The organism is Azovibrio sp., from assembly GCF_049658005.1.
Lineage (GTDB): Bacteria > Pseudomonadota > Gammaproteobacteria > Burkholderiales > Rhodocyclaceae > Azovibrio.
The window spans coordinates 19,690-32,557 of sequence record NZ_JBASOH010000049.1 but is presented as its reverse complement, the minus strand read 5'-3'; the positions used below and the strand labels follow the sequence as shown (position 1 = coordinate 32,557).

At 63.3% G+C, this 12,868-nt stretch carries 15 protein-coding genes; 7 read left to right on the top strand and 8 right to left on the bottom strand.

Annotated elements, in window-relative coordinates:
- The 3 genes from lpdA to WBH99_RS05070 form a co-directional block, all read left to right on the top strand.
- The coding region (gene lpdA / locus WBH99_RS05080) for a dihydrolipoyl dehydrogenase (RefSeq protein WP_424219029.1) at positions 1 to 1,487 on the top strand (1,487 nt) is incomplete at its 5' end.
- A 353-nt stretch (positions 1,488 to 1,840) separates the two neighbouring features.
- Positions 1,841 to 3,130: a helix-turn-helix domain-containing protein gene (locus WBH99_RS05075; protein ID WP_424219028.1), complete on the top strand. Its 1,290-nt coding sequence runs from the start codon at positions 1,841 to 1,843 to the stop codon at positions 3,128 to 3,130.
- Positions 3,131 to 3,388: 258 nt separating this feature from the next.
- Complete coding sequence (locus WBH99_RS05070; RefSeq protein ID WP_424219027.1) at positions 3,389 to 5,965, top strand: chemotaxis protein CheB; 2,577 nt, start codon at positions 3,389 to 3,391, stop codon at positions 5,963 to 5,965.
- A 134-nt stretch (positions 5,966 to 6,099) separates the two neighbouring features.
- On the opposite strand, the gene WBH99_RS05065 is transcribed toward WBH99_RS05070, so the two are convergent.
- Positions 6,100 to 6,414, bottom strand: coding sequence for a BON domain-containing protein (locus tag WBH99_RS05065; protein ID WP_424219026.1), 315 nt, complete (start codon positions 6,412 to 6,414; stop codon positions 6,100 to 6,102).
- Between the two features lie 190 nt (positions 6,415 to 6,604).
- Positions 6,605 to 6,847 carry a glycine zipper domain-containing protein gene (locus WBH99_RS05060; RefSeq protein ID WP_424219025.1) on the bottom strand — a complete coding sequence of 81 codons (243 nt, stop codon included), beginning with the start codon at positions 6,845 to 6,847 and terminating at the stop codon, positions 6,605 to 6,607.
- A gap of 181 nt (positions 6,848 to 7,028) precedes the next feature.
- Here WBH99_RS05060 and WBH99_RS05055 point away from each other — a divergent pair, with 181 nt between their 5' ends.
- Genes WBH99_RS05055 through WBH99_RS05045 form a run of 3 tightly spaced genes read left to right on the top strand, consistent with a single transcriptional unit; the run spans position 7,029 to position 7,966 of the window.
- Positions 7,029 to 7,187: a DUF3309 family protein gene (locus WBH99_RS05055; protein ID WP_424219024.1), complete on the top strand. Its 159-nt coding sequence runs from the start codon at positions 7,029 to 7,031 to the stop codon at positions 7,185 to 7,187.
- A gap of 30 nt (positions 7,188 to 7,217) precedes the next feature.
- Positions 7,218 to 7,646, top strand: coding sequence for a BON domain-containing protein (locus WBH99_RS05050; RefSeq protein WP_424219023.1), 429 nt, complete (start codon positions 7,218 to 7,220; stop codon positions 7,644 to 7,646).
- The gene (locus tag WBH99_RS05045; protein WP_424219022.1) at positions 7,643 to 7,966 is read left to right on the top strand and encodes a hypothetical protein; all 324 of its coding nucleotides are present in this window, start codon (positions 7,643 to 7,645) and stop codon (positions 7,964 to 7,966) included. Before WBH99_RS05050 ends, WBH99_RS05045 begins: the two co-directional genes overlap by 4 nt.
- 396 nt (positions 7,967 to 8,362) lie before the next feature.
- Here the strand turns inward: WBH99_RS05045 and WBH99_RS05040 are convergent, their stop codons facing one another.
- From WBH99_RS05040 to WBH99_RS05025, 4 genes are all read right to left on the bottom strand, one after another.
- Positions 8,363 to 8,626 carry a CsbD family protein gene (locus tag WBH99_RS05040; RefSeq protein WP_424219021.1) on the bottom strand — a complete coding sequence of 88 codons (264 nt, stop codon included), beginning with the start codon at positions 8,624 to 8,626 and terminating at the stop codon, positions 8,363 to 8,365.
- 156 nt (positions 8,627 to 8,782) lie between these two features.
- A complete protein-coding gene (locus WBH99_RS05035) occupies positions 8,783 to 9,229 on the bottom strand; it encodes a hypothetical protein (protein WP_424219020.1) in 447 nt (148 codons plus the stop codon).
- Positions 9,230 to 9,386: 157 nt separating this feature from the next.
- Positions 9,387 to 10,229, bottom strand: coding sequence for an OmpA family protein (locus WBH99_RS05030; protein WP_424219019.1), 843 nt, complete (start codon positions 10,227 to 10,229; stop codon positions 9,387 to 9,389).
- Positions 10,230 to 10,252: 23 nt separating this feature from the next.
- A complete protein-coding gene (locus WBH99_RS05025; protein ID WP_424219018.1) occupies positions 10,253 to 10,654 on the bottom strand; it encodes a DUF4398 domain-containing protein in 402 nt (133 codons plus the stop codon).
- Between the two features lie 270 nt (positions 10,655 to 10,924).
- On the opposite strand from WBH99_RS05025, the gene WBH99_RS05020 reads away from it, so the two are divergent.
- Positions 10,925 to 11,263 (top strand): hypothetical protein, encoded by a 339-nt coding sequence (locus WBH99_RS05020; protein ID WP_424219017.1) that lies wholly within the window; start codon positions 10,925 to 10,927, stop codon positions 11,261 to 11,263.
- Between the two features lie 52 nt (positions 11,264 to 11,315).
- On the opposite strand, the gene WBH99_RS05015 is transcribed toward WBH99_RS05020, so the two are convergent.
- Together WBH99_RS05015 and WBH99_RS05010 are read right to left on the bottom strand one after the other, a co-directional pair.
- On the bottom strand, positions 11,316 to 11,918 hold the full coding sequence (locus tag WBH99_RS05015; RefSeq protein ID WP_424219015.1) for a 2OG-Fe(II) oxygenase: 603 nt from the start codon (positions 11,916 to 11,918) through the stop codon (positions 11,316 to 11,318).
- A gap of 72 nt (positions 11,919 to 11,990) precedes the next feature.
- Complete coding sequence (locus WBH99_RS05010; RefSeq protein WP_424219014.1) at positions 11,991 to 12,617, bottom strand: hypothetical protein; 627 nt, start codon at positions 12,615 to 12,617, stop codon at positions 11,991 to 11,993.
- Between the last annotated feature and the right edge of the window lie 251 nt (positions 12,618 to 12,868).

The window sequence follows — 12,868 nt, the reverse complement described above, 5'->3', positions numbered from 1 at the left end:
CCCCTGCCGCTGCCGCTGCCGCCGCTGCTGCCGCTGCCGCTGCCGCAGTGACACCCGCCCCCGCCCACCAGGGCGGCAGTGCCGACGTGGAATGCGAGATGCTGGTGCTGGGCGCCGGTCCGGGCGGCTATTCCGCCGCCTTCCGCGCCGCCGACCTGGGGATGAAGACCGTGCTGGTGGAGCGCTATCCCACCCTGGGCGGCGTCTGCCTCAACGTCGGCTGCATTCCTTCCAAGGCCCTGCTGCACGTCGCCGCCGTGCTCGAAGAAGCCCGGCACCTGGGCGACTGCGGCATCAGCTTCGCCGCGCCGGACATCGACATCGACAAGCTGCGCGCCCACAAGGACAAGGTGGTGGGCAAGCTCACCGGCGGTCTCGCCGGCATGGCCAAGGGCCGCAAGGTGCAGCACCTGCAGGGCCTGGGGGCCTTCCTCGATCCCCAGCACCTCGAAGTGACGGCTGCCGATGGCAAGAAGCAGGTGGTGAAGTTCAAGAACGCCATCATCGCCGCCGGCTCCCAGCCCGTGGCCCTGCCCTTCATGCCCAAGGACGATCCGCGCGTCATCGACTCTACCGGCGCCCTGGAACTTCGCCAGGTGCCCAAGAAGATGCTGGTCATCGGCGGCGGCATCATCGGCCTCGAAATGGCGACGGTGTATAGCAGCCTCGGTGCCCGACTCACCGTGGTGGAACTGGGCCCTGGCCTGATGCCCGGCGCCGACCGGGACCTGGTCAAGGTCTGGGAAAAGAAGAACGCCCACCGTTTCGACCGCATCCTGCTTGCGACCGGCGTCACGGCCGCCGAGGCCAGGCCGGAAGGCATCGAAGTCACCTATTCCACGGGCGAGAAGGAGGCTTTCGATCTGGTGCTCGTCGCCGTCGGCCGCACCCCGAACGGCAAGAAGATCGCCGCCGACAAGGCCGGCGTCGCCGTCACCGAGCGCGGCTTCATCGAAGTCGATGCCCAGATGCGCACCAACGTGCCGCACATCTTTGCCATCGGCGACATCGTCGGCCAGCCCATGCTCGCCCACAAGGCGGTGCATGAAGCCCACGTCGCCGCCGAGGTCGCCGCGGGTCGCAAGGTTGCCTTCGATGCCCTGCAGATTCCCAGTGTCGCCTACACCCTTCCGGAAATCGCCTGGGCCGGCAAGACCGAGGCGCAGTTGCAGGCCGAGGGTATTTCGTTTGAAAAGGCCGTGTTTCCCTGGGCCGCTTCGGGCCGGGCGATTGCCAACGGCGCCGAGGAAGGCTTCACCAAGCTGCTCTTCGATGCCCAGACCCACCGCATCCTGGGCGGCGCCATCGTTGGCATGAATGCCGGCGACCTGATCGGCGAAGTCTGCCTGGCGGTGGAAATGGGCTGCGATGCCGTGGATATCGGCAAGACCATCCACCCCCATCCCACCCTGTGCGAGTCGATCGGCATGGCGGCGGAAGTGGCCCACGGCAGCTGCACCGATCTGCCGCCGGCGCGAAAGAAGTGACTCTTGCTGTCCTGAAAGTGTGGAACGGCGACGGTTCGACCCTCGCCGTTCCTGTTTCAGCCGCCGGGATTCAGCCGCCGGGATTCAGCCGCAGGGATTCAGCCGCCGCGGTCCTCGTTCCACAAGTCAAGTCGGGCGGCGATGTGTGGGCTGGCACACAGAGGGTGGCCGGGGTATTTCGTAAAATACATTTTTTCGCATGGATTTGCAGGCATCATGTGCGCCAGGCGCTCCACGGCAGTCAGGGCAGTCAGGGCAGTCAGGGCTGACAGGGCTGTGTCGGGGATTCCGCTCCTGCCGAAGGTCATCGTTTTCCGATCTGTCCCTGGCGGATGTCAAACCATGGAGGCGCCATGCTACCTGAAACCGAATGCAGCCCCAGACAAAACCGCATTCTTGGCGGGCTTCCGGCAAATGACTATGCCCGTCTTCAGGATGACCTCGAACTCATTCATCTGGCCTTGGGCCAGGCCCTTTACGAATCCGGCGACGCGCACGGATACATTTACTTTCCGGTCAATTGCATCGTTTCCCTCATCTTCAACACGAACAAGGGTTCGACTGCCGAACTTGCGGTGACGGGCCATGATGGCCTGGTGGGAATTCCCCTGGTGCTGGGGGGAAACACCACGACCCATCAGGTGATCGTGCAAAGCGCCGGCGAGGCCTATCGCCTCAAGGCCGAAATCGCCCGCTGGGAGCTGGAGCAAGGGGGAGAATTCCTGCATCTGGCACTGCGCTATACCCAGGCGCTGATGACCCAGATGGCCCAGAGCATCGTCTGTAACCGCCACCACAGCGTGGATCAGCAGTTATGCCGCTGGCTCCTCCTGAGTGCGGATCTGCTCCCGGGCAGGCAGCTGAACATGACCCAGGAACTGATCGCCAACATGCTGGGCGTGCGCCGCGAAGCGGTGACCGAGGCGGCCGGTAAATTGCAGGCGGCCGGTTTGATCGAATACCGCCGTGGCCGCATCACCCTGCTCGACCGCCCGGGCCTGGAGGCCCGGGTCTGTGAATGCTATGCGGTCGTCAAAAGCGAGTATGAGCGGATCTTCCAGATCAAATCCGGGCTTCGGAGCGCCAGCCGCCTGCGCCCGAATCCGGACCCGGCCAGCATGCGCCATCGGGCCGAGGCGCGCTTGCTCCAGTCTCCCCATGCGGAACCCGGGACAGCCTGGGACAGCGCCCAACTCGTCCATGAGCTGCAGATTCATCAGATCGAACTCGAAATGAGCAACGAAGCGCTGCAACAAGCCTATGAAGAGGCGGACAGTCTGCGCGAGCGCTATGCGGATATCTACGACTTTGCGCCGGTGGGCTATTTCACCCTGGACCCGCTCGGGGTCATCATCGACATGAATCTGGCGGGGGCCGTGTTGCTGGGCACCAAAGGTTCCGAGAAAAACCGGCATCGTTTCGCGGCCTTTCTGGCGCCGGATTGCGTGGCGGCATTCGATCATTTTGTTGACGAGGTGCTCGGCACGCAACAGAAGGTGCGCTGCGAATCGGTACTGGCCGCCAATGCATACCGCGGGGCGACCCACATCCGGATCGAGGCGGTGCCGGATGCCGAGGCGCGCGAATGCCGCATGGTCGTCTTTGACACGTCCGGCGACAGCATGGCGCCCAGGCTGCAATAAGCCTTCCTCATGAACCGTACCCTGCCAAGGACCAAGGCCATGCCTTTTGCTTTCAAATCAGCCCCCGGCGCCGACCTGGCCGGGCACGCCGATTGCGGCAGGGCAATCCTTGTCTTGCCGGAACATGACGAGGCGGGATCGAATGAAAACGCTGCCGAGCCCCGCAAAGGGGCGGCCCAAGGCGCCGGGCCCTTTACCGGAATGCTCGCACGAACGGAACAAGCCGGCGAACCGATCGTCCGGGGAGGTTGATTCCGGATGCCATCCCGAAGCCAGGCCGGACCCGAGCCGCCCGCCGCCGGGCTGCAATTTCCTGTCGTCGGCGTCGGCGCCTCGGCGGGGGGGCTGGAAGCGCTCGTGCAGTTTCTCGGGGGCGTCCCCAACAATAGCGGCATGGCTTTTGTCATCGTCCAGCACCTCGACCCCAGCCGTCACAGCATGCTGCCGGAGCTCCTGCGGCGTGCCACGCCGATGGTGGTCAGGGAAGCGGCAGACCGGATGCAGATTGAACCGGACTGTGTTTATGTCATTCCGCCCAACAAGGACCTCGCCCTCCTCGACGGCAAACTGCAGCTCCTGGAACCGGCCATGCCGCGGGGATTGCGGCTCCCGATCGATTTCTTTTTCCGCAGTCTGGCCGATGAGCAGCGCGAACGGGCGGTCGGCATCATCCTTTCCGGCATGGGTTCGGATGGTACGCGAGGCTTGCAAGCCATCCGGGAGCGCGGCGGCCTGGCCCTGGTCCAGACACCGGCGACGGCCGGGTTTGCGGCCATGCCGCGCAGCGTGGTTGCCGCCGGGCTGGCCGATGCCGTTGCTTCGCCGGGCGAGCTGGCGGGGCTGATCTCCGGTCACCGGCCACATCCGGCGCCGGCCGTTCCAGCCCGGCCGGGCACCGCCCTCAGGCATTCGGCCTTTGAAAAAATCTGCGCCCTGCTGTATGCCCGGACCGGCCATGATTTTTCCCTGTACAAGAAAAGCACGATCTACCGGCGGTTCGAGCGCCGGATCGCGGTTCATCGGCTGGGCGGCATAGCGGATTACGTCAGCTTTCTGCAGAGCAACCCGCAGGAAACCGAACTGCTCTTCAAGGAATTGCTGATCGGCGTCACCAGTTTCTTCCGTGATCCGGCTGCCTGGGCGTTCCTGCAGGAAGATGTGCTGCCCGCGATGATCCGCGGCGCAACCGACGGTCTGCTGCGGGCCTGGGTGGCAGGATGTTCCACGGGCGAGGAGGCTTTCACGCTGGCCATGATCTTTCATGAGGCCATGGATCACGCCGGACCCGGCGCGCGGGTCGAGCTGCAGATCTTTGCCACCGACCTGGATGCCGACGCCATTGCCAAGGCCCGGCAGGGGCTCTATTCCCGGAAAATCGCCGACATGCTTTCTCCGGCGCGGCTGGCGCGGTTTTTCGTGGAAGACAGCGGCGGCTTCCGGATCTGCCGGGCGATACGGCAGATGGTGGTGTTCGCCCCTCATGATGTGACGATGGATCCGCCCTTTACCCGGCTGGATATCCTCACCTGCCGGAACCTGCTGATTTATCTCGGTGCCGCGCCGCAGAAAAAGATTCTGGCACTCTTTCATCACAGCCTGAAGCCCGGGGGCATACTTTTCCTGGGCTCGGCCGAAAGCATCGGTCATGCCGATGCGCTCTTTACTCCGCTCGAAACCAGGGCGCGCATCTATCGCCGGGAAGCCGTGCAGCAAAGCCCCCTGGCTATCGACTTTCCCTCCCGCCAGCCTGGCCTTTCTCCCAACCCCGATCCGGCCTACTCGAGCAACATGCTTCCGACCAATTTGCAAACCCTGGCAGAGCAGCTTCTGCTGCAGAAATTCTCGCCGGCGGCCGTGCTCACCAATGCCGAAGGGGATGTGCTGTTCATCAATGGACACACCGGCAATTACCTGGAACCTGCCGCTGGCAAGGCCAACTGGAACATTCATGCCATGGCCCGGGGATGCCTGCGTCAGGAATTGATGGTGGCCCTGCCGCAAGCGCTACGCACGGCCGGGACGGTGGTCGTGAAAAACCTGGGGCTCGGGGAGGGTGACGCGATGCGCCACCTCGACCTGACCGTTTATCCGATCGACGAACCGGCCGCCCTGCGCGGCATGGTGATGGTCGTCTTCACCGAGGTCACCACGGCGAAGACCAAGCCCAGACTGCGCGCCGGCAAACCTCTGGCCGATACCCGGGTGCTCGAACTGGAACAGGCGTTGTTCGAGGCCGGCGAAGAACTGCAGCGCACCCGGGAGGAAATGCTGACTTCCCACGAAGCGCTCAGGTCGGCCAACGAAGCCTTGCAATCGACAAATGAGGAACTGCAATCCACCAATGAAGAACTGACCACTTCCAGGGAGGAAATGCAGTCCCTCAACGAGGAACTGCAAACGGTCAACGCCGAACTGCAGGCCAAAGTCGATGAATGGGCGGCGACCAGCAACGACATGAAGAATGTGCTGGACAGCACCGACATCGCCACGGTGTTCGTCGACAAGCGGCTGCATGTGCGACGATTTACCCGCCGGGCAACCCGGATCTTCAAGTTCATCCCGGGCGACATCGGACGGCCGCTGAGCGATATCGTCCACCAGCTCGACTATCCGGGACTATCCCTGGACATCGAGACCGTGCTGGAGACCCTGGCCTATTCCGAGAAACAGATTGCCACCCGGGATGGCGGCTGGTACATCGTCCGGATCATGCCCTACCGTACCCTGGAAAACGTGGTGGATGGAGCGGTCATCACTTTCATCGACATCAGCGAAGCCAAGCTCCTCGAGGCCGAACTCCGGGCGGCCCGGCAATCGCCCCCGCCCGGCCCCTGAACCGACCCCTGAACCGACCCTGAACCGGCCCCTGAACCGACCCTGAACCCCAGGCGCGGGCAATTTCCCCTGCCGGAAATGAAAATCCCGCGACCTGGCGGCTGTCGCGGGATCATGACCAGGCCGAAGGCTGGTTACTTGATACGCATGTCATCCTTGACTGCGGTGACGCCCTTGATCGAGCGAGTCACGGCCACGGCCCTGTTGGCGGCGGCGCGGGAGCTGACGAAACCACTCAACTGGACGACGCCCTTGAAGGTTTCGACATTGATCTCGGCGGATTTCAGGTTCTCATCGTTCAGGATGGCGGCCTTGACCTTGCTCGTGATCACCACGTCATCGACGTATTCTCCGGTGCCCTCCTGCTTCGAGGTGGAGGCGCAACCGACGACCGTCAGCAAGGTCAGGGACAGGAACAGGGCGGACAGATATTTGCGGGATTGATTCATGAGATGCTCCTGAGAGGAAAAATTCGGGTTTTCGATGGCGACACGGTTTCTTCATGACACCTGGAAAGCTTAGTCCAGGAAAGGTGGGGTGTCGGTGTGCCAGCACACATAGCGGTAAGCCCGCACAGCCCGCCTTGTCCGATCGGATGTTGCGCCTTGCCGCAGGCGGATTTCGGCCGCCTCGCGGGAATCAGCGGCGGCGGATCAGGACGCCGAGGATGACCCCTGCTGCCGCCATCAAGCCGGCGGTTTTCCAGGGGTTGGAGCGGCCATAGGCCTGGGCGGTACGGGCCGCGTGGCAGATTTTTTCCGGTAAGAGCTGGGCATCCTTGTGCAGGGATTCTGCCTGGCCGGCATCGATCCCGGAACTGCCGGGCAAAGGACGTTGCGGGGGCGTGCCTGCATTCAGGCTGGGGGTGGTTTCTGTTGTCATGATGACTCCTGTTGTCGCGATGGGGGGACTGGACCGGATGTTTGCTCCGTGTCCATGAACGGCATCATCAGTGTTGCCTGGTGGCGGGTCTGTTGGCCAGCGCACAGACCCGTGTGATGGCTCGCGTAGCATGGGTAGCCGGTGTCGATCCGAGATGCCTGGCCTCACTAAGGAGAAGAAAATGACCCTGGGAACCCTTCTGCTGATCGTCCTGGTCCTGCTGCTGATCGGCGCCATACCGAGATGGCCTCATAGCCGGAGTTGGGGGTATGGGCCGAGTGGCGGCATCGGATTTGTGCTGCTCGTCCTGCTCATCCTGGTCCTGCTGGGCAAGATATAGCCCGCGAAAACTACACTGGAGAATCAAACCATGATCAACAAAACTGCAATGATCGCCGCCTCCCTCTTGCTCGTCCTGGGTCTTGGGGCTTGCGACAAGCCCGGGCCGGGGGAGCGGGCGGGCAAGAAACTCGATGAAGCCGCAAGCGACGTGGGCAAGAAGATGGACGACACGGCCGAACGGGTCGACAAGACCGTGTCCGGACAAGGAGATGCGGCGGGAGATGCGGCGGCCCTGGCCCTGGATGACACGGAGATCACCGCCAGGGTCAAGGCCGCCATCCTGGCCGAACCCGGCCTGAGATCCCTGCAAATCAGTGTGGAGACCCATAGTGGCATCGTGACGCTGACGGGGAGCGTCGATTCGCCGGCCACCTTCGATAAGGTCGCGGCCATGGCGCTCGCGGTCAAGGGCGTGAAGGATGTCCGTAACGAGCTTGTCGTTGTCTCCGGAAAATGAACATTCCCGTGCCAGTCAAACAGGAGAAAGCAATGGAACTGCATCACGAATACAAAGAAAAAATGGCGGCTCAGCTCAAGGAGTGGAACGCCCAGATCAGCTTGCTTGAAGCGAAGCTGGATGGCGTTGCTGCCGACATGAAAATCCTGCGCATGGAAGAAATCCGGGGATTGCGCGCCAGGCAGCATGCCGCCGCGGCGAAAATGAACGAGCTGGGCAAGGCCAGCGGAGAAGCCTGGGAGCAGATCAGGGTGACGGCCGACAAGCTGTGGGATGAGCTGAAACAAGGCTTGAGCGACGTTCAGTCGAAATTCAAGTAGCCGCATCTCAAGTCGCCGCCTCACGACCTGCCAACGACCTGCCATGGTCGACCTGTCATGGGTCGACCTGCCATGCAACGTGACGGCAAGCGCGTGACGGCAAGCGACTCTGACGCCTGGGATGGAAGGTAGCCCGGCCTCGATTTGTCTTGCCTGGGGCCTGCCTGGGTCCCGCTTGTGGGTCCCGCTTGGTAGGTCCCGCTTCAATGTCGGCAATCGTGACCTGACGGCGGATGAGGGGCTGGGCTAAACGGTGCCAGGAGGGCTTGGGGATGCCGGTCTTGCACAGGCGCGCCCTCTGGTGTTCCGGTCATCCCGTGCGCAGCCCTGGGGAGCGCACGGGAGTCGGCAAACGCGCGCTCAGTGTGCCGCGCGCTTCTTTACTTCTTTACTGCGTCAAAGAGTCGCTGTTTCAAAGGATTTGATCTGCTTTTCGGCTTCGTCAGCAGAAACGCCATAGGCGCTCTGGATTTTTCCCAGCAACTCGGTGCGCTTGCCCGCGATGACCTTCAGTTGGTCATCGGTGAGCTTGCCCCACTGAGCCTTGACCTTGCCCAGCACCTGATTCCAGTTGCCTTCTGCGATTTGCTTGTTCATATCAAACTCCTTGTCTTGCGGGATCGGTCTGCGAAATTGCAGACCGGGCACCTGGCCGGTCATGCCCACTGGAACCTTCGCCTTGCAGGTGGGGTATCCGGACACGACCGGTAGATGCAGATTGCAATTTAGTCTTCCCTATCATGCAGGTCGGTACGTTGCCCCACATAGGTTTGCCATCAGGAAGACGGTAGAACATCGGCAGGCGCTTTCAGGTGTTTAGCGCTTGCTGGAGGCGGCATCCTGGCGTGCCTCGGCGGTCTTCTCCGAAGACTTGGCTTCTGCCAGGGCGGCCTCATGGGTGCTTTTTGCTTCCTTGTTGCAGGCCCGCTTGGCGTCGCCGGACAGGTCGTCACATTTTTCCTTGGCAACCTCATAGGCGGCGTCGGCTTTTGCCGCCAGGACTTCGTAGCGGGCCTCGTTCGACGGCTCGTATTTCGCCTTGAGCTCGGCCTTGGCAACGGATTCGCGGCCCTTGGCTTCTTCGATGCAGATGTCCTTGACGTTGCCGCTCATCGAGGCGCAGGCGGTCTTGTCGACCTTGTACTGGGCTTCAATGGCTTCCTTGGCCGTCTTGTATTCGGCCTTCGAAGGAGTTTCGGCCAGGGCGCTGCCACTGATGGCCAGGAACATGGCCGTAAGGAGAAAAAAATTGGATCGATTCATGATGTTTCCTTGATTGAAAGGGCCGCCCCGAAGGGCCGCCAAATGGTTAGCGCGGATCGCGCGCCGGGAGCGGCTGGCGTCCTTGCCAGCCGGTAAAACAGATTCATTTTTTGCGGAGCAAGCTTCAGGACCCGGGGGTTTTGTTGCCGGCGGAGCTTCAGCGCGCGAGACGCCCATTCCGAGGGTAGGCAAATACGATTTCGACGCGCCGGTTCAATTGCCGTCCTGCCTCGGTGGCATTGCTCGCTACCGGGTTTTTTTCTCCATATGCCTGGATCTGCAAGCGGCTTGGCTCGACCCCGAGGGAGACCAGGGCCACCTTGACGGCCTCGGCCCGTTGCCGCGACAGCAAGACATTGCTGCCGGCGTCGCCGCTGTTGTCGGCATGGCCCTCGATGGCGGCGACGAGCTGGGGATGGCGTTTGAACACCTCGGCCAGGGAGGAGAGGTTGCCGACGCTGCCGGGTAGCAGTTGCGCATGGCCACTATCGAACAGCACATCGCCCAAAGTCACCACCAGCCCGCGCGGGGTTTGCCGGGCATTGAGTTCTCGCAACTGCATTTCCAGTTCCTCGACCCGGGCATCGCTTTGCCGCTTGCCCGCTTGGGATCTGGCCAGCCGTTCGTTGGCGCCTTTCGCCTCCTGGATGCGTTGGTCTTGCTGCGTTTTCTCCCGCTCGCTCGAGGCCGCCGCGGTCACGGCCTGCGCCGCCCGGCTCGCCGCAGTTTCCTGGGCGATGAGGATGCGTTGGTTGCTCAGGTAGGCGAGGTGGTCGACCGTGGCTTTGGGTTGGCGGTTGCTGTTGGCCTGCTGGGCGATCAAGAGCGAGTCGCCGGCGCGGCGCAGTTCGTCGCTAGCCAGGGTCTGCACCTCGTTGTCCTGGCGGGCGATGGCGTAGCGATCCTGGGCCTGTTCCAGGGCCAGGTTGCGTTCGGGGACGATAGTGCAGGCAGAAAGCGCAACTGCCAGCGTGGCAAGCATCGGGGTTCGGATGGTCATTGGATATCTCCTGGCGTTCATGGTCAGCGCAAAGGCCGGCGGTCGATTTCATTGCGAAGGGCCTGGGCGGCCGCGCGGGATTCCTCGGCGGCCTTGCGCGAGCGTACCGACTGGGCGTGCAGCTCGGCGACCTGGGCATCGACTTCGGCCTCCTCCGCCAGCATCTGGGCGCGCTCGTAGTCCCGGTTGGTCATGGCCTGACGGGCGCTGTCGAGCTTATTGACGGCGATCTGCAATTCCAGGGCCGCGCTTTCCTGGGTACTGGCATTGCTGGCGTGCGCCACCGAGGCTTCGGCGACGGCGATCTTCTGGTTCAGTTCCGCAGGGGCGCTGGCGCAGGCCGCCAGGAGCAGGAGGGGAGAGGCGCTCATCAGGATCAGGGACCAGGAGCGAGGCCGCTGGCTGCATGGAGTGGGGCTGTTCATTGCGATTCCTTCCAAAGCGTGGTTCAGAAACGGGCGGCCAGAAAAGCCTGGCCGGGGCGACCGACAGAGGCAGTATCGAAAGGAAGGATGCCACCCGTCTGTTGTCCAGCGCACAGTGGAGCCCGCCCTGGCGGGAGGCCCCGATTCACTGGGGTCAGCGAAGCCAGAGCTAAGTACGGTAGCGCACAGACGTGGCCTGAAAGCCATCGTAGGGTGGAGGTGGAGATGTTTCCTCCAGGCCCGGTTTCCTCACTTTCAGGAGGAGCGGGCATGGAGGTCGAGGATCATCTGGCCGGCGGGAGCATCTCCGCCACCAAAGCGGCCAGGATGACCGTGGGCGCTGATGCTCCGGTCGCACTTTCCGCACTTTCCGCACTTTCACAAGGAGTCACCATGAAAACGACACAACTATTTTGCAAAGGCGCGCTCGCCGCCGCCCTCATTCTTGGGCTTGGCGCCTGCAGCGGCATGTCCAGCCGGGACAAAAACACGGCTATTGGCGCTGGCGTCGGCGCGGTCGGCGGCGCGATCCTGACCGAGGGTAGCGTGGGGGGCACCGTGGGCGGTGCCGCCGTCGGCGGGATCATCGGCAATCAAGTGGGTAAGTGACTCGTCCTCCTGCCCGGCCGAACCCGCCGGGTGGGACGTGCCGTGGCGGCATTCAGAATGCGGCGCTTCTCCTCCGGTACCAGCCGGTCAGGGTCAGGCGGTCGCGGCGGGTGGGCAGCACGGCGTGGGGGAATTCGGCGGAGAGGAAGGAAACGAAGGTGCCCAGGCGGGGTAGCACCCTGGCCTGGCTGCCGTCGGGCAGGTCGATGCTGAGCAGGCCGCCGTCCTCGGCTTGCCAGTCCGGGTTCAGGTAGAGGATGGCGGTGAGGGTGCGGGCGTCGTCGTCCCGGTGCCGGTCCAGGTGCTTGCCATAGTGGGCGCCCGGGGGGTAGTAGGCGGCATGGACTTCCACATGGTCGAGGCCCAGCATCAACTCCCGGTTGATCTGCTGACGGTAGGCTTCCAGGGCGTCCAGGTAATGCTGCAGGGGAGCGGCAAGATCGTTTTCCAGCCAGCAGATCAGGTCGCTGCGGATGGTTTCCTGGCGTTGTTTTTCCTGGGCCCGGCCGATGCAGGCCGGACTAAAGCGATCTTGCTGTCTGAGTTCCTGGCAGGCCTGAGTCATGGCCAGCGCCTCGGACGCTGGCCAGAACTGCTCGCCAATGAAATAGCCTTGCTGGTGAATCGCTTCTACCGCGCGGTCAAAGCAGGGCATGGCGGATCTTTCGTGAAAAAACGAAAGTTTAGCAGCCCTGCCCCGCAATCCAGGCGGCAGTGCGGGCGCCGCTTATTTGCCCGACTTGGCGGGGCGGCCGGTTTTGATGATTTCGACACTGGCCATGGTGGCGGCCAGGGCTGGGTCATCGAGCCGGGTCAGCAGGGCAATGCCGGCGCGCAACAGCTCGCTTTTCTTGGCGGCAACGCCCAACAGCATCAGGCGCTTCTTCAGCTCGCCCAGGGCGGCGTATTCATCCTCGGGCATGGTGAAACTGTCACGCAGCAGTTTGGCCTTTTTCGGCTTGTCCACCTTGAGCTTCTCGGCCTTGGGGGGCTTGGCGGCCTTGGCGGGTGCAGCCGCAGGGCCATCGGCCTGGACCGGGGCGGGTTGAGGGGCGGACTTGGGGGCGGCTTGAGGGGCGGAATTGGCGGCGGTCTTGGGTTTGGCAGCTTGGGCGGCTCGAGCGGTAGCCTTGGCGGCGGCTGCAGGTTTCGGAGCGGCCTTTCTGGCGGCTGCGGGCTTGCTGGCCGTAGCGGGCTGGGCCGGAGTTTGGGTTGGAGTCTGGGCCGGAGTTTGGGTTGGAGTCTGGGCCGGAGCGAAGGCGGTGGCCAGGGGTTCCGGCGCCGGGGCAGGGGCTGCAGCTGCAAGAGGGGCTGCGGCGGGAGCTGCAGCAGAGCTGGGGGTTTGAGTGGACATCGCGTCCTCCGTAACTGTTGAACGGCACATACCGTATAAAGAGTATATACGGTTATTGCTGTTTTTGCAGCGGCGCGGTGTCGTTCTTGTGCAACGCTTCGGGGACGTGTTCTGCGGCTTGCTCCGGGGCGGGGGAAGCCGGCTTGGGGCGTTGTGGAGGCAGCCCCTGAATCCATCTGCTTTCGCAGCTTGGGCAAATGATTTCACCGGCCCGGATGCGCTCGGGGCGCAAGGGGCGAAGGCAGGTAGCA